This window comes from Candidatus Sulfotelmatobacter sp., assembly GCA_035504415.1.
Lineage (GTDB): Bacteria > Vulcanimicrobiota > Vulcanimicrobiia > Vulcanimicrobiales > Vulcanimicrobiaceae > Vulcanimicrobium.
The window spans coordinates 57,456-77,525 of record DATJRY010000020.1; the positions used below are offsets into that span (position 1 = coordinate 57,456).

Annotated in this window: 20 protein-coding genes; 12 read left to right on the forward strand and 8 right to left on the reverse strand. The window is 69.8% G+C overall.

All coding sequences use genetic code 11. From position 1 onward, the window contains the following. Positions 1-14 precede the first annotated feature (14 nt). Both VMD91_17755 and VMD91_17760 read right to left on the reverse strand, forming a co-directional pair. Positions 15-3,206, reverse strand: coding sequence for a hypothetical protein (locus VMD91_17755; GenBank protein ID HTW85920.1), 3,192 nt, complete (start codon positions 3,204-3,206; stop codon positions 15-17). A 101-nt stretch (positions 3,207-3,307) separates the two neighbouring features. Then, positions 3,308-3,496 carry a hypothetical protein gene (locus VMD91_17760; protein HTW85921.1) on the reverse strand — a complete coding sequence of 63 codons (189 nt, stop codon included), beginning with the start codon at positions 3,494-3,496 and terminating at the stop codon, positions 3,308-3,310. Positions 3,497-3,620: 124 nt separating this feature from the next. On the opposite strand from VMD91_17760, the gene VMD91_17765 reads away from it, so the two are divergent. Next, positions 3,621-3,755: a hypothetical protein gene (locus VMD91_17765; protein HTW85922.1), complete on the forward strand. Its 135-nt coding sequence runs from the start codon at positions 3,621-3,623 to the stop codon at positions 3,753-3,755. Here VMD91_17765 and VMD91_17770 read toward each other — a convergent pair. Next, positions 3,752-4,291 (reverse strand): NUDIX hydrolase, encoded by a 540-nt coding sequence (locus VMD91_17770; protein HTW85923.1) that lies wholly within the window; start codon positions 4,289-4,291, stop codon positions 3,752-3,754. The genes VMD91_17765 and VMD91_17770 overlap by 4 nt on opposite strands. A 68-nt stretch (positions 4,292-4,359) precedes the next feature. Here VMD91_17770 and VMD91_17775 point away from each other — a divergent pair, with 68 nt between their 5' ends. After that, entirely contained in the window at positions 4,360-4,707 is a 348-nt protein-coding gene (locus tag VMD91_17775) for a hypothetical protein (protein HTW85924.1), read from the forward strand. Between the two features lie 33 nt (positions 4,708-4,740). On the opposite strand, the gene VMD91_17780 is transcribed toward VMD91_17775, so the two are convergent. Together VMD91_17780 and VMD91_17785 are read right to left on the reverse strand one after the other, a co-directional pair. Continuing rightward, positions 4,741-5,829, reverse strand: coding sequence for a hypothetical protein (locus tag VMD91_17780; protein ID HTW85925.1), 1,089 nt, complete (start codon positions 5,827-5,829; stop codon positions 4,741-4,743). Next, positions 5,826-7,463 carry a hypothetical protein gene (locus tag VMD91_17785; GenBank protein ID HTW85926.1) on the reverse strand — a complete coding sequence of 546 codons (1,638 nt, stop codon included), beginning with the start codon at positions 7,461-7,463 and terminating at the stop codon, positions 5,826-5,828. Before VMD91_17785 ends, VMD91_17780 begins: the two co-directional genes overlap by 4 nt. A 111-nt stretch (positions 7,464-7,574) precedes the next feature. On the opposite strand from VMD91_17785, the gene VMD91_17790 reads away from it, so the two are divergent. Continuing rightward, entirely contained in the window at positions 7,575-7,829 is a 255-nt protein-coding gene (locus tag VMD91_17790; GenBank protein ID HTW85927.1) for a hypothetical protein, read from the forward strand. Positions 7,830-7,856: 27 nt separating this feature from the next. Here VMD91_17790 and VMD91_17795 read toward each other — a convergent pair whose 3' ends face one another. After that, positions 7,857-8,537 carry a MarC family protein gene (locus VMD91_17795; protein HTW85928.1) on the reverse strand — a complete coding sequence of 227 codons (681 nt, stop codon included), beginning with the start codon at positions 8,535-8,537 and terminating at the stop codon, positions 7,857-7,859. Further along, positions 8,534-10,249, reverse strand: coding sequence for an ATP-dependent DNA ligase (locus tag VMD91_17800; protein HTW85929.1), 1,716 nt, complete (start codon positions 10,247-10,249; stop codon positions 8,534-8,536). Before VMD91_17800 ends, VMD91_17795 begins: the two co-directional genes overlap by 4 nt. Before the next feature lie 12 nt (positions 10,250-10,261). Here VMD91_17800 and VMD91_17805 point away from each other — a divergent pair, with 12 nt between their 5' ends. After that, positions 10,262-10,873, forward strand: coding sequence for a LysE family translocator (locus VMD91_17805; GenBank protein ID HTW85930.1), 612 nt, complete (start codon positions 10,262-10,264; stop codon positions 10,871-10,873). Here VMD91_17805 and VMD91_17810 read toward each other — a convergent pair. After that, the gene (locus tag VMD91_17810) at positions 10,870-11,424 is read right to left on the reverse strand and encodes a Uma2 family endonuclease (protein ID HTW85931.1); all 555 of its coding nucleotides are present in this window, start codon (positions 11,422-11,424) and stop codon (positions 10,870-10,872) included. The two genes, VMD91_17805 and VMD91_17810, sit on opposite strands and share 4 nt — an antisense overlap. 82 nt (positions 11,425-11,506) lie before the next feature. Here VMD91_17810 and VMD91_17815 point away from each other — a divergent pair, with 82 nt between their 5' ends. The 8 genes from VMD91_17815 (at position 11,507) to VMD91_17850 (ending at position 20,055) form a co-directional block, all read left to right on the forward strand. After that, positions 11,507-11,785 (forward strand): Lrp/AsnC ligand binding domain-containing protein, encoded by a 279-nt coding sequence (locus tag VMD91_17815; GenBank protein HTW85932.1) that lies wholly within the window; start codon positions 11,507-11,509, stop codon positions 11,783-11,785. A gap of 60 nt (positions 11,786-11,845) precedes the next feature. Continuing rightward, on the forward strand, positions 11,846-12,712 hold the full coding sequence (locus VMD91_17820; GenBank protein HTW85933.1) for an alpha/beta hydrolase: 867 nt from the start codon (positions 11,846-11,848) through the stop codon (positions 12,710-12,712). A gap of 89 nt (positions 12,713-12,801) precedes the next feature. Next, a complete protein-coding gene (locus VMD91_17825) occupies positions 12,802-13,359 on the forward strand; it encodes a hypothetical protein (GenBank protein HTW85934.1) in 558 nt (185 codons plus the stop codon). A gap of 45 nt (positions 13,360-13,404) precedes the next feature. Then, positions 13,405-14,364: a cysteine synthase A gene (gene cysK, locus VMD91_17830; protein HTW85935.1), complete on the forward strand. Its 960-nt coding sequence runs from the start codon at positions 13,405-13,407 to the stop codon at positions 14,362-14,364. A 124-nt stretch (positions 14,365-14,488) separates the two neighbouring features. Beyond that, positions 14,489-15,490 (forward strand): hypothetical protein, encoded by a 1,002-nt coding sequence (locus tag VMD91_17835; GenBank protein ID HTW85936.1) that lies wholly within the window; start codon positions 14,489-14,491, stop codon positions 15,488-15,490. Between the two features lie 50 nt (positions 15,491-15,540). After that, entirely contained in the window at positions 15,541-15,717 is a 177-nt protein-coding gene (locus VMD91_17840; protein HTW85937.1) for a hypothetical protein, read from the forward strand. Positions 15,718-15,768: 51 nt separating this feature from the next. Further along, positions 15,769-16,806: an asparaginase gene (locus VMD91_17845; protein HTW85938.1), complete on the forward strand. Its 1,038-nt coding sequence runs from the start codon at positions 15,769-15,771 to the stop codon at positions 16,804-16,806. 45 nt (positions 16,807-16,851) lie between these two features. After that, complete coding sequence (locus VMD91_17850) at positions 16,852-20,055, forward strand: efflux RND transporter permease subunit (protein ID HTW85939.1); 3,204 nt, start codon at positions 16,852-16,854, stop codon at positions 20,053-20,055. Positions 20,056-20,070: the final 15 nt, after the last annotated feature.

A 20,070-nucleotide genomic window follows, 5' to 3' on the forward strand; every position in this document is an offset into this window, starting at 1 on the left:
GCCGCACGACGTTTTCAGTCGCCGTCATCAGCGGCGCTACTGGCGCCCTCGGCGTCCGGGGCCGCGGGGCCGCCCACGACGTCGGCCCGCTTGGCGCCGCTGGTGGCGAGGGCCGGCTTTCCCGCCGCCTTCAGGTCGGCGTCGGCCTTGGCGACCTCGCCGGCGACGAACGCCGCGACCTGCGCCATGGCGGCCGCGTATGCCCGGTCGACGCGCGCGGCGTAGTCCGCCACCGCCGGCGTGATCACGCCGCCGCCGACGTAGGTCATGCGCTGCAGATCCTCGCGCACGCGGCCGGGCCGCTGGATCGAGTCCTCGTCGTTCTCGTAGTCCGCCGTCAGCAAGCCGCGCAGCGCGAGCGCGCGCTCCCGCGCGGCGGCCAGCTCCGCCGCCAGCGGCGGCGCCGCGCCGGCGGCGCGCTGCGGCGCCGATGCGGCGATCGCGTCGAGCCGGTTGAGCGCGGCGTCGACCGCGCCCAGCTCGGTCAGGTGCCGCTTCGCGAACGCGTGACCGGTCAACAGGTCGGACCGGCTCAGGTGCGCGCGCGGGTCCGCTTCGACCACGATCGATTGTTTCAGCGTTTGCCCCGCCAGCACGATCTGCGCGACGTACACGCCCGGCGGCACCTGCGCACCGGTTTGCGGTCCCTGGTACTCGCGGCGCGCCGCGCCCGTCCACGGTGTCGGCGCGTCTTCGCGCAGATCCCACGTCACCCGGTTGATCCCGACGAAGTTGGTGACCCACGGAACGTCGCGGTCGCTGACGCGATGCGTCCCCGCCAGCCGGCGAATGCGCGCACCGCCGGCGTCGAGGATGTCGATCTCCGGCGCGCTCGCGCCCGGCGTCTTCTGGTAGAACGAGATGATCGCGCCGCTGGGCGGGTTGGTCCCGGCGAAGCCGGTGTACAGCCCTTCGTCGTCGGCGTGCGTGGAGAACAGGTACGTCGTGCGGATGGGGAACAGCGCGACGCCGGCCGCCTCGGCGGCCGGCAGCTGCTGAATCGGCGCGAGGTCGTCGAGGACGTAGACGTCGCGGCCGTGCGTCGCGACCAGCAGATCGTTCCAGCGCGGCTGCACGCGCAGGTCGAAGACCGCCGCCGGCGGCAGGCCGAGCGCGGGTCGCTCCCAGTGCCGGCCGTCGTCGTACGAGAGCCACAGGCCGCGCTCCGTGCCCAAATAGACCAGGTGCGGGTTGCGCGTGTCGGGCCGGATCGCGCGCGTCTCTTGGTCGGCCGGCAGACCCGCGACGATCGCGCTCCAATGCGCGCCCCAGTCGTGGGTCACGAACGCGTACGGGCGCGGGTCGCCCAGATAGTGCTGGTCGAGCACCGCGTAGGCGGTGCCGGCGACCAGCGGCGACGGCGCGACCATCTCGAAGCGGCCGTATTGGGGAATCCCGGCCGGCGTGACGTTCGTCCAGTGCGCGCCGCCGTCGCGGGTGAGCTGCACGAGCCCGTCGTCGGTGCCGACCCAGATCTCGCCGCGCGTTTTGACCGAGCCCTCGACGTCGAGGATGGTGTCGGTGTTCTCCGCGCTCGACACGTCGAGCGCCAGCGGGCCGCCCGAGGGCTGCTGGTGGGCCTTGACGTCGGCCGTCAGGTCGGGCGAGATCGCGCGCCAGTGCACGCCGCGATCGTGCGTGGCGAAGACGACGTTGGCGCCGAGCCAAGTCGCCGTCGGGTCGAACGGGTCGAAGCCGATCGGCGCGTCCCAGTTGAAGCGATAGGGGGCGTCGGCGATGCGGAAGTCGGTCGCCGACGTGCCGATGTACGGCTGCACGAAGAAGCTGCGCTGCGCGGTGCGGTCGTAGACGCTGACGCGGCCGGTCTGCAGATCGGTCCAGACCAAATTCGGATCGCGCGGATCCGGCCACGCCCACTGCCCGTCGCCACCGACGATGCGCTCCCAGGCCGCGTTGGGAATCCCTTCGGGATCGAGCGCGTTGGTCGGGCCGCAGAAGCCGTTGTTGTCTTGCAGGCCCACGCACACGCGATACGGTGTCTGGTCGTCGTAGCCCAGGTGGTAGATCTGCCCGATCGGGACGTTCTCCGAGAACGACCAATGCGTGCCGCCGTCGAGCGAGATCGCGTAGCCGCCGTCCTCACCCGAGATCAGGCGCTTGGGGTCGTCGGGCGCGATCCACAAGTCGTGGTAGTCGACGTGCACCTCGTCGGCGATCTCTTTGAACGTCTTGCCGCCGTCCTTCGACTCCGAGAGCTGCTCGGAGACGCCGTAGAGGTGATCGGGGTTCGACGGGTCGACGCGCAGGTGCGAGAAATAGAACGGCCGCTGATCGACCAGCGTGTTCTTGGTCATCAGCTTCCAGCTCGCGCCCGCGTCGTCGGAGCGCCACAAGATGCCGTCCTTCGACTCGATCAGCGCGTAGACGCGGTTCGGATCGGACGGCGCCACCGCGAGACCGATGCGGCCGGTGATCCCCTCCGGCAGCCCGTGACCGGTCAGCCGCGTCCAGGTCGTGCCGCCGTCGGTGGACTTGTAGAGGCCGTCCTCGGGACCGCCCGAGGTGAACGTCCAGGGCATGCGCCGGAACTGCCAGATGCCGGCGTACACGACGTTCGGATTTTTCGGATCGGCGACCATCTCGCTCACGCCGCTCGAGGGTCCGACGAAGAGCGTCTTGGTCCAGGTCTTGCCGCCGTCGGTGGTGCGGAAGACGCCGCGCTCCGGCGAGTCGGCGAAGACGTCGCCCAGCGCGCCGACCAGCACGACGTTCGGGTCGCGGGGATCGATCACGATCGAGGCGATCGAGCGGGTTCCGGTCAGCCCGACGTTCGCCCAGGTCTTGCCGCCGTCGGTGCTCTTGTAGACGCCCGCGCCGGCGATGACGTCGTTGCGCGGATTGGCCTCACCGGTGCCGACCCAGACCACCTGGTGATCGCGTGGATCGATCGCGACCGCGCCGATCGACGCGACTCCGGTGGCGTCGAAGACCGGCGACCAGGTCGCGCCGCCGTTGTCCGTCTTCCAAACGCCGCCGCCGCCCGATCCGAGGTAGTACAAGCGCGGATCGCCGGCAACGCCGGCGACCGCGGAGACGCGTCCACCGGCCAGGGCCGGCCCGATCAGCCGCAGCGCGAGCCGGTTATAGGGCGGGGTGGGCGTCGGGGTCGGATGGGGCGTCGGCGACGCCGGCGCGTCTTGCCCCAGCGCGACGGCCGGCAGCATGGCGAACAGCAGGGTCGCCAAAGCGACACGGACCGGTGAGTAAGACGTGACACACCCTCCCGACGGGACGACGCGAGATAGCTCGTCCTACGAGAGAATGCGAACGCGTCCTGTCGGGGCCCTCAGCGGCGGTAGGTGATCGTCGGGACGCGGGTCTTGCGGCGGGTCAGCAGGTTGCGCAGCGTGAGGAACGCCACGACCAGCGCCGCGATGATGGCGGCGATGAACACGATCTTGAGCACGAAGGCCAGGAGCACCAGCAGCACGATGCCGAGCGCGACGATCCCGGTCACCTGGAGAAAGAAACGCATCACGACCTCCGCCCCCAGCTACCCTGCGAACCAAAGCCAAGTTTCAGCCGGGTGGTTGCGGGCACCCGGCTGCTGATGGCATACTGACCGTACCATGGACGGCGTTTCCGCAGCCAGTTCCACGATGGACATCGCCGCCGGCGGCACCTCCGCGGTCGCGGTCGACGTGCTGCGCGATACCGAGCAGCTGGCGGCCGTGCAGGTCGACGAGCTCTTCGCCTCGCTCGGCCTGGGCACCGCGATCAGCGCCCTCGTCTAACGGCCCAGGTACTCCAACGCGACCAGCGCCGCCGCGACCTGCGAGCCGGCGTTGATGCGGCCGTCGAGCGCCATCGCGCGCAGCTCGCCGGCCGGTGCCAGCACGACCTCGATCTCTTCGGTCAGGTCCGGATCGGGCGCCACCGTCGCGCGCGCGTCGCGCACGACGAAGAGGTGAAAGCGGCCGGTCGAGTTGGTCGGATCGGCGAGGAACGTGCGCACGAACTCCGGCTCCGCGCCGGTGTAGCCGGTCTCTTCGGCCAGCTCGCGCGCCGCGCACGCCGCCGGCGCTTCGTCCGGCTCGAGCATGCCGGCCGGCAGTTCGAGTACGAACTCGCCGATGCCGTGCTTGTACTGGCGCACGAGGAGAACGTCGTCATCCGGCGTCAGGGCGAGGACGACGCAAAACCCGCGCGATTCGCGCACGAAGTACTCTTCGACGACCGTTCCGCTGGGCAGCTCGATGCGGTCCGCGCGCAGTCGCAAGAACGGCGTCTCGATCGGATAGGCCGACGAGAGGATACGCCAAGTTTTCATCCGCCGCTCACTCATCGTGACGGGTATAGCACATGGCCGCACCGAATCGGAAGGGCCACCCCACCGGTTTGAACCTTTTCCTTGCGGGGAGACGAACGATCGAAAAGATCGAAATCGGTCGGCACTACGATACGGCGTACGGCACGCTCTGGAAAGACGGGACGTACTTCCCGCGCGGCACGCGCGTGTTGGTGTCCGGGCTACACATCGAGCAAGGCTTCTGCGTACGGTTTCCTACCGAGGTCGAGGGCGAGCCGCTCGAGACGTGGGAGGACTGGGACGAGATCGAGTTCCTCGCCGAGGAAGGCTCGGTCGAAGAGGGCGAGGATCTGCCGTCCAACGTCCTCTCCGAAGCCCGTGAAGTGCTCGACAACGCCGAGGACGGCTGCCACCTGCACCTGCACGAAGGCGACTAGCGCGCGCGGCGGCGCGCTCGTCGCACCGTTGCGCTACGGATCGTCGGTGCAGTAGCTGTTGCACACGAAGTTGACCCAGCCCGTGGTTTGTTGCGCGGTCGAAATGATCGGAGTGGCCTGCGTGTAGTAGGGCAAGCCCGTGTATCCCGGCGCATAGGGGCCGTCGGTCGGGAACGGGCCGACCGTGGTCGAGAACTCCGCCTCCACCGCGTTGGAGCCGTCGTAGTAGAGCACCCACGCACCACTCGCGACTTGACCGATCCGGCTCGTCCCGCTCGACGTCTGTTGGACGAGCGCGATCGTGGGCATCCCGCCGGCACCGACGGGATCCGTGCCGAAGTAGCAGCTGTCGATCGACTGCGCGAGATCTCCCGCGACCGCGTATCCGTAAGCCCATCCATCCGACGTCGGGGCGTACGTGTAGTTGTCGAGCGAGAAGGTCGACGGGGAGTCGGAATCCGTTCCGTCCGGCGTGCCGGCGGCGTCCCCCAGGGTGGGCGCGAACGCCATGCCGAGCTGGTACGGCGCGATCGACATCGTCACCGTGACGCCAACGGTCGTACCCGCCGACGTCGCACTGGGTATGGTTCCCTCGCCGTAGGCCAGCAGATCGCCGCCGCTATCCGCCTCGACGTTGGTGTACGTCGGGAACGTGGTCGGCGGTGATTGATCGCCCTCGTTGACTTCGTAGACGTACACGTTCGTCGAACAGCCGTCGGCGACGATCGGCACGGACGCGACTTGCGATCCATCCGGCTGATTCGGCGCTACCGGCACGATCGTAACGGTGTTGAAGTTGAAGATGCCCATCGTGTACTGTTGGCACGAGCCCCAGGACGCGATCTCGAGGTAGCTCCCAACCGCGGGATCGACGAACTTCGGCGTGCGTCGTGGACCGCCGGCGCCTTTTCGCGCGCTCGCGCTCAGGTGTTCCTTGATGTGCGAGAACTTGATGTGCAGCGTGCCGGTCGCCTTGGCGATGTTCTGTGTCGTCGGAGTCGGCGTCGCGGTGGGCGCCTTCGGCGTTGCCGACGGCGCCGCCGCGCCGCCGCTGCACGCAGCGAGGAGCGGAGCGCACCCGAGACCGAGTGCGAGGAAGAACAACCGAGGGGAGGCGGTCACGGGTGGACCCTCTTGAGCTGCAGCTTGCGGCCGTGGTTCTCCACGGTCAACGAGCCCTGGGTGAACTGGAACATCAGTGTCGAGACGTCGGCGTTGGTGTCCGTTGCCGTGACGGCGCACCCGGACGTCGGCGGCGCGTTGGGCTGCACGAAGAACGCGAACTGCGGGCTCGGGGTCGCGCTGGTCGTCTGGAGACTGCTCGGACTCGTCGTCGGCGGCGCGGTCCCGGCCGGCAACGGCGAGGGGCTCGCGGTGCCGACGATGCCGACCAGCCCGATGTCCGCGGCGCAGTTCGTCGCGTCGAGCGAGATCGTCTGGCCGGAGACGAGCGCGCTCGTATCGACCTGGAAGTCGTACTCGGTCCACGGGAGCAGCGGATTCCAGCCGGCCTGGAACGTCGCGTCGCCGTTCGCCTCGTACGAAGGTTGGAAACCCTCGTAGTCCTGATAGTCGTCCCACACCATCGGGATCGGGGTGGGCGACGCCGTCGGCGTCGGCGTCGGCGCCGGCGTCACGTTCGGCCAGATGACGTACACGATGGTGCCGGTCTGCGGCGTCTCGCCGATCGACGCGGTCACCTGGATATCGGCCTCGTTCGCCGTGTTGCCGATCGGCGCGGCGACGACCACGTCCGCCGGTGACTCGACGTTGACCGTCGGGCTCCCCAGCGAGCTCGAAGCCGAGGTCACGCCGCCCTGCGGAAACGCGTAGGTCGCCGTCAGCTGCAGGAGGGACTCGGGCGCGGGTGTCGGCGTGGGCGTCGGCGTCGGGCCTTCCGGATAGGGGTGCAGCACCGGCCCGCCGGCCGCCTTGCGGTGCGTCGAGGTGATCTGGACGGTCCCGTACGCGATCGTCAGCGTGACCGGCGTCGTGAACGTGTCCGGCGTGATGATCTGGTTGCCCGCGTTGTCGAGCGCCACGACGAAGATTCGCGCGCTTTGCGGAATCGATCCGTCGCCCTCGCCGGCGCAGTCCGCCAGCGGGATATCGGGCAACGCCGACAGGCAGCCGATCTCGGCGGTGGCCTCCGGCCCGAACGGTCCGGTCGTCGTCGTGTCGTCGGTCGCGATGTAGACGCTGGTGATCGGGCCGGCCAGTGAGAGCTGCGCGGTGTTGGTCGCGTTGTTCTGCACGTTGAGGTAGGTCGCGCCGCTGCCGATGTGCGTGCCGCTGCCGTCGGTCGACGCGTAGACGTTGGCGAGGTAGATGTCCTCTCCGAGCGGGGCGCTGATCTGGAAGGTGCAGGTGATGGGCGTCGTCTCGCCGTCCCCGGTGCAGCCCGGCGCGCCCGCCATCAGCGAGTACGCCGGGGTCGTCGAGCCCGGCGTGACGCTGGCGTTCGAGGTCTCGAGCAGCGTGAACGTGATCGATTGCGTCCCGGCCGGTACCGTTTTGGGCGTCCGCACGTTGGCGCGCGCCGCGCGCCACTTCGCCGCGGACGACGACGACGCGAGCGGGACGGTGATCTGGAACGACGCCTTCGCATAGCCCGCCGGCGCGCTGGTCGGCGCGCTGGTGGGCGCCGACGTACCGGGTGCGGTGGGCGGCCGAACCGCGCCTCCACCCCCGCCTCCACCGCCACATGCGGCGAGCACGGCGACGATGCCGAGAATAGCAAACCGGCGTCGGAACATGACGACCTCTGTGTTGAACCGTTCTTTTGGGGTGCGAACGCCCGCTCGTACCGCTGGTCGCGATGTACCACGAGCCAGGGCTCGGTACCTGTGGCAGCCGAAGCGTGCACGGTGACCGCGCCGCCGATGCGCCGCTGGCAAAACCTGCTCGCTCTCTTTGCTGTGCTGCTCGCGTCGGCTGCTCTCCTGCCTCTACGGCCAGGCGTCCGGCTCGGCTTCGTCGCCGCGGCGGTCGGGGTGATCGTCGCCGTGCTCGTCTCGCGGCTGCGCGCTCATCAGCCGAGCGGGCGCCGGCCGAGCGGCCCCGACGTCTACGACCGGATCGCGAAGATCCGCGCCGAGCGCGAACGCCGCCGACACCACTGAAACGAGCTGCCGCGCCGCGCGCGGCGTTCAGAAACGGGGCACGACGAACAGCGTGCGCGCGCCGTCGACCGCGATCTGCACGCCGATGCACAGCAAGATGAAGGCCGAAAGGCGCAGCAGGACGTTGACGCCGCTGTCGCCCAACCGGCGCAAGATCGTCTCGGCGTAGCGGTAGCAGAGGTAGATGACGATGGCCGTCGCGGCGACGCCGAGGATGCCGCCCAGCTCCTCGAGCAGCGCGGCCCGGCTGCGCAGCACGTCGCTGACGCTGCTCCCGATCGTCAGCATCACCGCGATCGATCCGGGCCCGACCGTCAGCGGCAGCGTGAGCGGATAGAACGCGCCGCTCATCACCGCCGCGACCGACGCCGCCGGCGCGCGGTTCTCCGGATCGTCCTGCCCTTGGTTCAACAAGCGCCAACCGGTGGCGGCGACGACGATGCCGCCGGCGATCTGCACCGCCGGCAGACTGAGCCCGAAGAAGCGCAGCACCAGCGAGCCCGCGACCAGCGAGACCAGCGCGAGCGCGAAGCTGTTGTACGCCACCCGGCGCGCCAACTTCGCGCGCGTCGCATCGTCGGTGCCGCTCGTGTAGCGCAAGAAGATCGGCGCCATCCCGAGCGGGTTGACCACCGGGAACAGCGCCAGGACCACGAACAGAAAGCCGTGTACGAACGGCCCGGACAGAAACGCGTGCACCGAGCTCATGAGCCCGCTCGCTCTTCGCCGGCTTCGCGGGCCAGCATCTCGGCGTAGATCTCGGCGACGCGGGCCAGGGTGTCGGCGTCGGCCGGGGTCTTGTCGGGGCGTAAGCGGACGATGCGCGGGAAGCGCAGCGCATAGCCGCCGGCGTGCAGCCGGCTCTGTTGCACGACGTCGAACGCGATCTCGACGACGAGCTCCGGCTCGACCACGATCTCGCGCCGCCGCAATCCCAGCCGCGCGTAGGCCCGGCGCGCGTCGTCGGGCGGAAGACGATGGGTCTCGAACCAGGCCGTCTGCTCGGCGATCTCGACGTCGGTCAGCCCGCTGTACGCTTTGCCGATGACCATCAGCGCGTCGCCGTTGCGCACGGCGAAGGTGTAGTCGGAGAGCACGTGCGCGCGCTTGCCGTGGCCCCACTCGACGGCCACGACGACGCAGTCGAGCGTCGCCAGCTCGCGCTTGAGCTTGAGCCACGAGGTTCCGCGCCGGCCGGGGGTGTACGGCGCGTCTTCTCGCTTGAACACCAGCCCTTCGTTGCCGCGCGCCCGCGCCTGGGCGAAGTGCTCGTGCACGACCGCCGCGTCGGAGGACGTCAACGCGCCGGCCGGGGCGAGCGCCAACGCGTCGGGCGCGCCGTGAAGCAGCGTCTCGAGCCGCACCCGCCGCTCGGCCAGCGGCGACTCGAGCACGAAGTCGTCCGCGTGCGCGAGCAAGTCGAAGGCGACGAAGCGCACCGGCACCTCGCGCAGCAGCTCCGGCTCGACGGTCTTGCGCTGCAGGCGCGGCTGGAGGGCGCGGAACGGCAGCACGCGACCTTCGCGCACCGCGACCAGCTCGCCGTCGAGCACGCAGCGCTCGGGCAGCGCGCGCAGCGCCGCGACGACCTCGGGATAGGCGTCGGCGACGTCGTTGAGGGTGCGGGAGAAGAGGGAGACGCGTTCGGGCGTGACGTGCGCTTGCGCCCGCACGCCGTCGTACTTGTCCTCGACGCGCCAGCCCGCGCCGGCCAGCGCTTCGTAGGCGGAGCCGTACGCCAAAGGCGTCGCCAGCATGAACGCGACCGGCGTGTGGTACGCCAGCGTCACCTCTTCGAGCGCGTCGCCTTTGGCGGCCAGCGCGACGACGCCGACGTCGCCCGCCGCGCTGGCCGCACGCCGGACCTCGCGCGGATCGCGCGCGAACGCCAGCGCGATCGCGTCGAGGACGAGCCCTTCGCGCAGCCCGATGCGCAACTCGCCGGTGAGGATCTTCACCACGTACGTTGCTTCGAGCGGATCGGTGCAGGCGCCGAAGATGCGCTCGCACAGGATGCGCCGCCGCTTTTGCGCCTGCTTCCCGCGGGCGGCCGCGATCTCGTCGAGCAGCGCGCCCAGCCGGGCCGGCGTCAGCTCCTCGTCGCGAAAGAGGCCCAGGTCCACGGCCGGCTGCACGAACGGGCCCAGGGCGGCGCCGAGGTCGCCGCTGGCCCGGTAGGCGGCCGAGAGCGCGGCCGGATCGACGCCCCAGGTCGCGGTCGCCGCCTCGACGATGGTCGCGCCGCCGACGGCCAAGCTGCGCGCGTCGCGCTGCGGAAACGGGTTGCCGGTGAAGAAGCGCGCGGCCGGCGCGAGGTCGGCGTCGGCGAGCCCGCGCAGGTACTCGGCGACCAGCGCGATCTTCTCGAGCTTGCCCGCGGTCGCGGCGATGGCGGCGCAGGTGCGCGCGAACGCGATCACAGAGTGGGGCGAATGATCGACGGCAAGGTCTGGCTGACGTTCGCGCTCCTGGAGACGGCCCTCTGTCTCATTCCGGGGCCGGCCGTGCTGCTGACCGTCGGGACGGCGCTGCGACGCGGGGCGGCCGCGGCGCTCGCGGCCGCGCTCGGGATCGTCGCCGGCAACACGATCTACTTCGTCCTCTCGGCGCTGGGGCTGAGCGCGGTGCTGGCTTCGTCGGCGGCGCTGTTCGAGACGGTCAAGATCGCCGGCGCGCTCTACCTCGCCTATCTGGGCGTGCGCGCGCTGTCGACGCGCGTCGCCGACGCGCCGGCGGACGTGCCGAGCGCGGCCAGCGGGTTCGCCGGCGGCCTGGTGACGCAGCTGGCGAACCCCAAGGCGATCGTCTTCTTCGTGGCGCTCTTGCCGCAGTTCGTCGACGTGCATCGCGCGGCGGCGCCGCAGATCGCGCTGCTCGGGCTGACCTCGCAGACGATCGAGCTGGTCGTGCTCGCGCTCTACGCCGCGGCGGGCGGCGCGGCGCGCCGCGCGGTCGGCTCGCCGGCCCTGCTGACATGGACCGAACGCGCCGGCGGCGCCTTCCTGATCGCGGTCGCCGCGCGGCTCGTCGCCCAGCGGGCCTAATCGCGCGGCGGCCGCAACGTCGATGCGCCCAGCAGCTCGTCGACGCTCGGTGCGAAGCCGGGCAACGCGGCATGCTCGAGCCTCTCCGGGCCGCGCAACGTGCGCGCGCCCATGCCGTCGTGGACCGTCAGCGTGCGCGCGAACGGGTCGAGAATCGCGACCAGGCCGGCACCGGCGGCGAGGTAGACGCGCGTCTTCTCGGCCATCAGCCGGCGCCGGTTACCGGGCGAGAGGATCTCGAACGCCGCATCGGGCGCGATGGTCGGCTCTTCGGCCGCATCGTATGCGTCGGCGGCCAGACGGGCGAACGAGAGATACGCGACGTCGGGAACGAGCGGGCGCCGGGCCTCGCCGGGCGGCGCCAAGCGAAAGCGCCACTCGGGGCCGACGCGCCCGCGGCCGTCCGCCCAGGCGCTGAGCAGCGCGGTGAGCCGTCCCTGCAGCGCCGCGTGGGTATATTTCGGGCTCACCTTCTGCACGGCGCGGCCGCCGATCCACTCCAGGGCCGGCTTCCGCTCCGGTAAGACGATCTCGTCGAGCTCGGCGCGCATCTCACGCCACCCTATCACGCGATTCCGCTGGACGACAAGGTCGCCGACAGGGACGCGCGCGTTCGAGACGGTAGGCGGCGAGGTGATCACCGCGGTCGTCCTGATGAACGTCGAGCCGGGTCGCGTGCGCTCGCTCGCCGAGGAGCTGCTCGCGATCGACGGCGTGACCGAGTGCTACAGCGTCGCCGGTCCGTACGATCTGGTCGCGATCGTGCGCGTGCGCCAGCACGACGAGCTGAGCGATCTGGTCACCGAACGGATCGCCTCGCACGCCGGGATCACCGCGACCGAGACGCTGATCGCGTTCCGCGCCTTCGCCAAGCGCGACCTCGGCATGCTCTGGGACGTCGGCACCGAGTAGTGGCTTGCGCTGCGCGCAACCCGTCGCGTTCGGGCTTCGCCCGATCCGCCTATAAGAAATATGTTTAACGGCTTCGTCCTCGAGCGCGTCGACACGGGCGAGGCGCAGATTCGCGTGCGCCGCGGCGGCGCGGGGCCGCCGCTCTTGCTGCTGCACGGGCATCCGCAGACGCACGTGATGTGGCACCGCGTCGCGCCCGAGCTGGCGCGCGAGTTCACCGTCGTCGCGATGGACTTGCGCGGCTACGGCGAGAGCTCGAAGCCGCCGACGACCGACGACCACGAGCCGTACTCGAAACGCGCGATGGCGCGCGACGCCGTCGCCGTGATGCGCCACTACGGCTTCGAGCGCTTCGCGCTGGCCGGACACGACCGCGGCGGCCGCGTCGCCTACCGGCTCGCGCTCGATCATCCGCGGCGCGTGACGCGGCTGGCGGTGCTCGACATCCTGCCGACCTACGAGCACTTCGCGCGCGCCGACATGGATTTCGGCCTGGGCTACTGGCACTGGTTCTTCCTGGCGCAGCCGGCGCCGTTTCCCGAGAACGTGATCGGCGCCGATCCCGATCGGTTCTTCTTGGGCCGGCCCAATCGCCCGAACGTGTTCGCGGACGAGGCGCTCGCGGATTACCTGCGCTGCTACCGCAACCCCGCGACGATCCACGCCGCGTGCGAGGACTATCGCGCGGCCGCCACCTACGACTACGCGATCGACGCGGGCGACAAGAGCGCCGGCCGGCGCATCGCGGCTCCGCTGTTGGCGCTGTGGGCCGCGCGTGGGCAAGTCGGCGCGTGGTACGACGTCCTGACCGTGTGGCGCGAGTGGGCGGACGACGTGCGCGGCGGTCCGATCGACGCCGGGCACTTCATGGCCGAGGAGGCGCCGGAGTCGACGCTGGCCGCGTTGCGCGACTTCTTCGCGGTGTGAGCGGCGGCGGCTGCGGTCGGGCAGGGTGGCCGCGCGGCCGGGCGCAAGAAAGCGCCACCCCCACCGCCCACGTTCATTGGAGGCTGCGAATGCGCATCCTGATCGCCCCCGTGCTCGTGCTGGCCCTGGCGGGGCCGGCGTTCGCCTCACCGACCGACGACGTCCGCGTCGCCCTCATGAAACTCTCGCAGGCGACCTCGTATCACATGGACATCAGCGCCGGGGGCAAGACGATGCAAGTCGACATCGTGCAGCCCGGCAAGATGCACATAACGATGGGCCCGACGCAGATGATCCGCGTCGGCGACGCGACGTGGGTGTTCGTCAACGGACACTGGATGACGATTCCGGCGATGGCGGCCGGGCGCGCGGGCGACGCGTTCGCCGCGGCCGGTGCGCCGCAGCAGCTCACCGCGCACGCGACGCGGATCGAAGTGACGGACCTGGGAATGAAGACGGTGGACGGCGAGACCCTCCACGCGTACGGCGTCACGGATCCCGATCAGCCGCAGCACCCCTCGACCGTCTACGTCGGCGGTGACGGGCTGGTCCACCGGATGGAATCGGTCGACGCGTCGGGCCGCACGGACGCCATCAAGTTCTCCGGCTTCAACTCGCGCATCACGATCGATCCGCCGGCCTCATAGCGGCCGACGCGCACCCTTTCGCCGCGCACGCGGGTTGTGCGCGGCGTGCGCGTCTACGACAACATCGCCGACACCTTCGGCAACACGCCGCTCGTCCGCATCCCGCGACTGAACGCCGGACTCGGCGCCGAGGTGCTGGTCAAGCTTGAGTCGTTCAATCCCGCCGGCTCGGTCAAGGACCGCATCGGCGTCGCGATGATCGAAGCGGCCGAACGCGAGGGCAAGCTGCGACCGGGCGTGATCATCGTCGAGCCCACCAGCGGCAACACGGGGATCGCGCTGGCGTTCGTCGCGGCGGCCAAAGGGTACGGCTGCATCCTCACCATGCCGGAGACGATGACGATCGAGCGCCGCAATCTGCTCAAAGCGTACGGCGCGCAGCTGGTGCTCACGCCGGGCACCGACGGCATGCGCGGCGCGATCGCCAAAGCGAACGAGATCGTCGCCTCCGATCCGGGCAAGTACTTCATGCCCGGCCAGTTCGACAACCCGGCGAATCCGGAGATCCACTATCGGACGACCGGCGAGGAGATCTGGCGCGACACCGACGGCCGCGTCGACGTGCTGGTCGCGGGCGTCGGCACCGGCGGCACGATCACCGGCGCCGGCCATCTGCTCAAAGAGCGCAAGCCGTCCGTCATCTGCGTGACGGTCGAGCCCGACACATCGTGCGTGCTCTCCGGCGGCGCGCCCGGACCGCACAAGCTGCAAGGCTTCGCGCCGGGCTTCGCGCCCGCGATCCTCGACACGCACGTCTACTCCGAAGTGATCCAGGTCTCGTACGATCAGTCGGTCGCGGTCGCGCGGCGGCTGGCACGCGAAGAGGGCATCCTGGTCGGCATCTCGTCGGGCGCGAACGTGTTCGCCGCGCTGCAATTGGCGGCGCGTCCGGAGTACGCCGGCAAGTTGATCGTCACCATCGGGTGCGATACCGGCGAGCGCTACCTCTCGAATCCGCTGTTTGCCGATCAGGACGCCAACGTCTACGAGCCCGCGTTCGTCTGAACGATGTGCGCACGGTTGGGAGCGCTCTCTCCAATTCCTCATCGTCCTCCAAAGCCGGTGTAAACCGGCGCCGGTACCCTGGGGACGAGCCCTTCGTTTGAGGGGCGTTCGAGGACAAGCATTCATGTTCGATATCAGCAAGATTGCCCGGGCTCTCGCCGTCTCGGCGGCGTTGACCGGGCTGATCGTTCCGGCGGTGGCGTCGGCCCAGGACGTGCCGTCCTACGCCGTGGACCAAGCGCCCGTCGACCAGGATCAGACCGTGAGCGGAACCATCGCCTCGGTCGACGGTCCCTTCGACATCCAAGTCGCCGATAGCAACGGCTACGACGACGACGTCCAGCTGCACCAAGGCACCATCATCAATCCGACCGGGCTGACGCTCGAGCCGGGAATGCAGGTTTCGATCCAGGGCTTCGCCGACGGCGACGTCTTCCAAGCCAACGAGATCGATACCGACGCGCAGGACGCGTACGACGGCGTGTTGCCGACGCCGGTCTACTACGGACCGGGCTACTGGTACCCCGGCTTCGCCTACGGCTACGGCCCCTCGTTCAGCCTGGCGTTCGTGTTCGGCAGCGGCTGGGTCCACCGCCCGTTCTACCACGTGAGCGCGTGGAACGGTCAGGCCTGGGATGCGCACGCGTGGTCGGGCCACCCCTGGCCGGCACGCTACGCGGGACGTCCGATGGGCGGCTTCAACCGCACGGCGGCGGGCTTCAACCGCCCGCAGGCGTTCAACCGCTACGGCGGGTTCGCGGGCAACACGTATCGCGGTGAGACGCGTGCGGTGACGTCGGGCAGCTACGGCTACCGCGGCGAGACCGGCGCCTATCGCGCCCAGACCACCAACGCGTATCGTGGTTACCAGAGCGGCGGCTTTCAGGCGCAGCGCGGCTACCAGGCTCCGGCGCGCAGCTACTCGGCCGCCGACCGCAGCTTCGGCGGCTACCAAGGCGCGCGCAGCTACTCGGCGCCTGCCCGCAGCTACTCCGCTCCGGCGCGCAGCTACTCGGCGTCCGCTCGCAGCTACTCGGCTCCGGCCCGCAGCTACGGCGGCGGCGGTCGCAGCTACGGCGGCGGCGCGGCCCGCGGCGGCAGTGGCGGCGGCGACCGGCACCACTAGCGCGCCGTTTGGCCATTGTGCGGAGTGCCCGGTTCGGGGAAGATACGGACATGGGCACTCCGGACGATCGCCACTTCGAGGCCGTGCTCTGCGCGGAGTGCGGCCGCTCGGTCGACGTGACCGAGACCATGCCCGCGCTGGTCGGCGGCGGTAGGCGCTGTATCGACCACGACGCCTGCGACGAGCGCAAAGAAGCGCGCTCGTCGTTCAGCCCAGCAGCGGTCTAGGCGTCCGGAAGAGGGACGGGGCGACGGTCAGCCGTACGCCGCGTCCCCGTCATGTTCTGGGAGTTGGCCGGGGTACCGGCCGTCGCGGTGCGCCGCGGGACGCGGGTCGAGTCGCTGCACGCGGTCGCGGCCTGCGTCTGCGACGAGGACGGCGAGGTCGTCCTCAAGCTCGGCACGATCGAGACGCCGGTGTTCCTGCGCTCGTCGGCCAAGCCGTTCATCGCCGCGGCGGCCGTCCGCGCCGGCGTCCTCGAACGATTCGGTTTCGGTCAGCGCGAGCTGGCCGTCATGTGCGCCTCGCACAGCGGCGAACCGGGCCATGTCGACGTCGTCGCCGCGATGCTGGCGCGCATCGGCGCGAGCGTCGACGATCTGCGCTGCGGCGCGCATCCGCCCTCGTACGAGCCGGCGGCCGCCGCGCTCGCCGCGCGCGGCGAGTCGCCGACGCAGCTGCACAACAACTGCAGCGGAAAGCACGCCGGGATCCTCGCGCTGGCGCGCGTGCTCGGGGCGCCGCTCGAGGGCTATCTCGAACCCGAGCACCCGGCGCAGCGCGCGATCATCGCTCTGTGCGAACGGGTCAGCGACGACGTCTTCACCGGTGACAAGCTCGCCGTCGACGGCTGCGGGATTCCGGTCTACGCGACCACCTTGCACCGGGCCGCGCGCTCGTTCGCCCGGATGGCCACGCTGCGCGGGCTGGCCGACGAAGACGCGGTCGCGCTCGCGCAGGTGACGGCGGCGATGACCGCCGAGCCGTGGTACGTCGCCGGCACCGGGCGCTTCGACACCGACCTGATGGTCGCGACCGGCGGCCGCATCGCCGCCAAGTCCGGCGCCGAGGCCGTGCACTGCGACGCGTTGCTCGACGCGGGGCTCGGCCTCGCGCTCAAGGTGATCGACGGCGGCCGACGCGCCGCCGCACCGGCGACGCTGGCCGTGCTCGACGCGGTGCGCGTGCTCGACCCCGCGGCGCGCGCCGCGCTGGCCTCCCACGCCCGGCTGGCGGTGAAAAACGTCGCCGGGCGGGTCGTCGGCGAGGTCGCCGCGCTCGACGGCTGGCTGCCTGAAGAAATTAATCTTCACTGAGCTGCCGACGGCAACCCTGCGCATCACAGTTTAGTCCCAGCTTCCGTGGTCGATTTCTTCCTCAGGCGCCCGATCTTCGCGGCCGTCTGTTCGCTCGTTATCCTCCTGCTGGGCGTGGTGGCGCTGCCGATCTTGCCGATCGCGCAGTACCCCAACATCGCGCCCCCCGTGGTGACGGTCACGTCGGTCTACACCGGGGCCAGCGCCGAGGCGGTCGAGGCGTCGGTGACGACGCCGCTCGAGCAGGCCATCAACACCGTTCAGGGGCTCAAGTACATCCAGTCCCAGTCGGGCAGCGACGGGACCTCGACCATCACCTGCACCTTCAACCTCGACCGGAACCTCGATCAGGCCGCCAACGACGTCCAGAACGCCGTCAACCTGGCTCAGGGCGACCTGCCGACCGAGGTCAAGCAGATCGGCGTCACCGTCTCCAAGAACTCGGGGACGTTCGTGATGGCGCTGGGCGTCACGTCCGACGACCCGCGCTGGGACCCGATCTACATGACCAACTACCTGGAGACGAACGTCACCAACGATCTCCAGCGTATCCCCGGCGTCTCCAACGTGCTGGTCTTCGGCGAGCGCAAGTACGCGATGCGCTTGTGGATCGACCCCAAGCGCCTGGCCGACAACGGGCTGGCGGCATCGGACGTCGTCAACGCGCTGACGGCGCAGAACGTGCAGGTCGCGGCCGGCTCGATCGGCGCGCCCCCGACCAACGGCAATCAGCCCTACGAGTACGGCGTGCGCGCCACCGGCCGCCTGCGCGACACGACGCAGTTCGCCAACATCATCATCCGGCCCAACCCCGACGGCGGCTTCGTACGCGTGCGCGACGTCGGCCGGGTCACGCTGGGCGCGGCGGACTACAGCGGCTCGCTGTGGTTCAACGGCAAGCCCGGCGTGGGTCTGGGGATCGAGCAGCTGCAGAGCGGCAACGCGCTCCAGGTCTCGCAGCAGATCCGTGCCACGCTGGATCGGATGCAGTCGAAGTTCCCGGTCGGGATGCACTACGCGATCGCGTTCGACTCGGCCGACTTCGTGCGCGAGTCGATCCGCGAGGTCACCTTCACCTTGGCGCTGGCGATCCTGCTGGTCGTGTTCGTCATCTTCCTGTTCTTGCAGGACTGGCGCACGACGCTGATCCCGGCGATCACCATCCCGGTCTCGCTGATCGGGACGTTCTTCCTCATGCAGCTGCTGGGCTTCTCGATCAACACGCTCACGCTGTTCGGGATGACGCTGGCGACCGGATTGGTCGTCGACGACGCGATCGTCGTCATCGAGAACGTCGCGCGCTTCATCCAGGAGAAGGGGATGTCGCCGCTCGAGGGCGCGCGCGAAGCGATGCGCGAGATCACCGGCGCCGTCGTCGCCTCGTCGCTCTCGCTGCTGGCGGTGTTCGTTCCGGTCGCATTCTTCCCGGGCACGACCGGCTTGCTCTACAAACAGTTCGCGCTGACCATCGTCTGCTCGATCTCGATCTCGCTGTTCAACGCCCTGACGCTCACGCCGGTCCTCTCCTCGTTGCTGCTCCGCAAGCGCACCCAGGAGCGCGGCATCTTCCGGCCGATCAACCGCGCGATCAGCGGCACGCGCGCCGCCTACCACGGCGCGCTGCCGGGGATCATGCGCTGGCGCGGGCTAGTGATGATCCTGTTCGCGGTGGCGCTGGCGGTGACGGGCTGGTGGTACACGACGATGCCCACCGGCTTCATTCCCAACGAAGACCAAGGCTTCATGATCGTCATGGCGCAGACGCCGGAAGGCTCGAGCCTCGACCAAACGCACGTCGTGCAGCGCGAGATCGAGGCGATCTTCCGCCGGCAGCCCGAGATCCAGAACGTCTTCGACGCGGGCGGCTTCGGCTTCACCGGCAACGGCTCGAACTACGCCACGATGTTCATCGGCCTCAAGCCGTGGGCCCAGCGGCGCGGTGCGGCGCACGAGCTCGACAAGGTCATCAACCGGGTCAACGCCGCGCTGTTCATGCTGCCCGACGCGCGCCAGTCGGCGTTCGCCTTCGACCCGCCATCGATCCCCGGCCTGGGTTTCCAGGGCGGCTTCAACTTCGAGCTCGAGGACCGGGCGGGGAACGGCATCCCGGCGCTGCAGCAGGCCGCCGGGCAGATCATCGGGCAAACGTATGCTCCCGGCAGCGCGGTCTCCAACGCCTACACGACGTTCCGCTCCGACAAGCCGACGGTGCTGGTCGACGTGAACCGCGACAAGGCGCTCAGCCTGGGCGTCGACCTGACGCAGATCTTCGGCTCGATGCAGGTCTACCTCGGCTCGGTGTACGTCAACGACTTCGACATGAACGGGCGCACGTATCGCGTCTACGTCGAAGCCGACGCGCCGTACCGGTCGCGGCTGAGCGATCTGGACACGATCTACGTCCATAGCGACAACCCGGTCGTGGTCAACGGCGTCTCGCAGACGGCGCCCGCGATCCCGCTCTCGGGCCTGGTGACGCTCAAGCAGGTCAAGGACCCGCACACGATCAGCCACTTCAACCTCTACCGCTCGATCGAGATCGACGGCGGTACGCCGCCCGGCTTCGGCAGCGGTCAGACGATCGCGCAGATGGACAAGCTGGCGAACGCGCTGCCGCCGGGCTTCGGCTACGAGTGGAGCGGGATCTCGCGCGAGGAGATCGAGGGTGGTTCGCAGGCGCTGCTGATCTTCGCGCTGGGCATCGTGTTCGTGTTCCTCGTCCTCTCGGCGCAGTACGAGTCGTTCTTGGACCCGCTGATCATCCTGTTCGCGGTGCCCTTGGCGCTGCTCGGTGCGTTGACCGGGCTCAAGCTGTTCGGCATCACCTCCGACGTGTTCGCGCAGGTCGGGTACGTGATGCTGATCGGACTGGCGGCCAAGAACGCGATCCTGATCGTCGAGTTCGCCAACCAGTTGCGCGAACAGGGCCTGGACGCGCGCAGCGCCGTCATCCGCGCCGCCGAGACGCGGTTTCGGCCGATCGTGATGACCTCGATCGCGTTCATCCTCGGCGTGACGCCGCTGGTGTTCGCCAGCGGTGCCGGCGCCAACGCGCGCCATTCGCTGGGCACGGTCGTGTTCTTCGGGATGATCGTCTCGACGGTGCTCAACTTGTTCGTCACGCCGGTGCTCTACGTGCTGATCGCCTGGATCGAGGATCGCTTCGGGATCGGGCACGGCCGCCACACGCCGCCGGACGGCGGCGACGAGGTCGCCGGAGCCCCGCAGCAACACCCGGCGACGATCTAGCCGCACACCCTACCG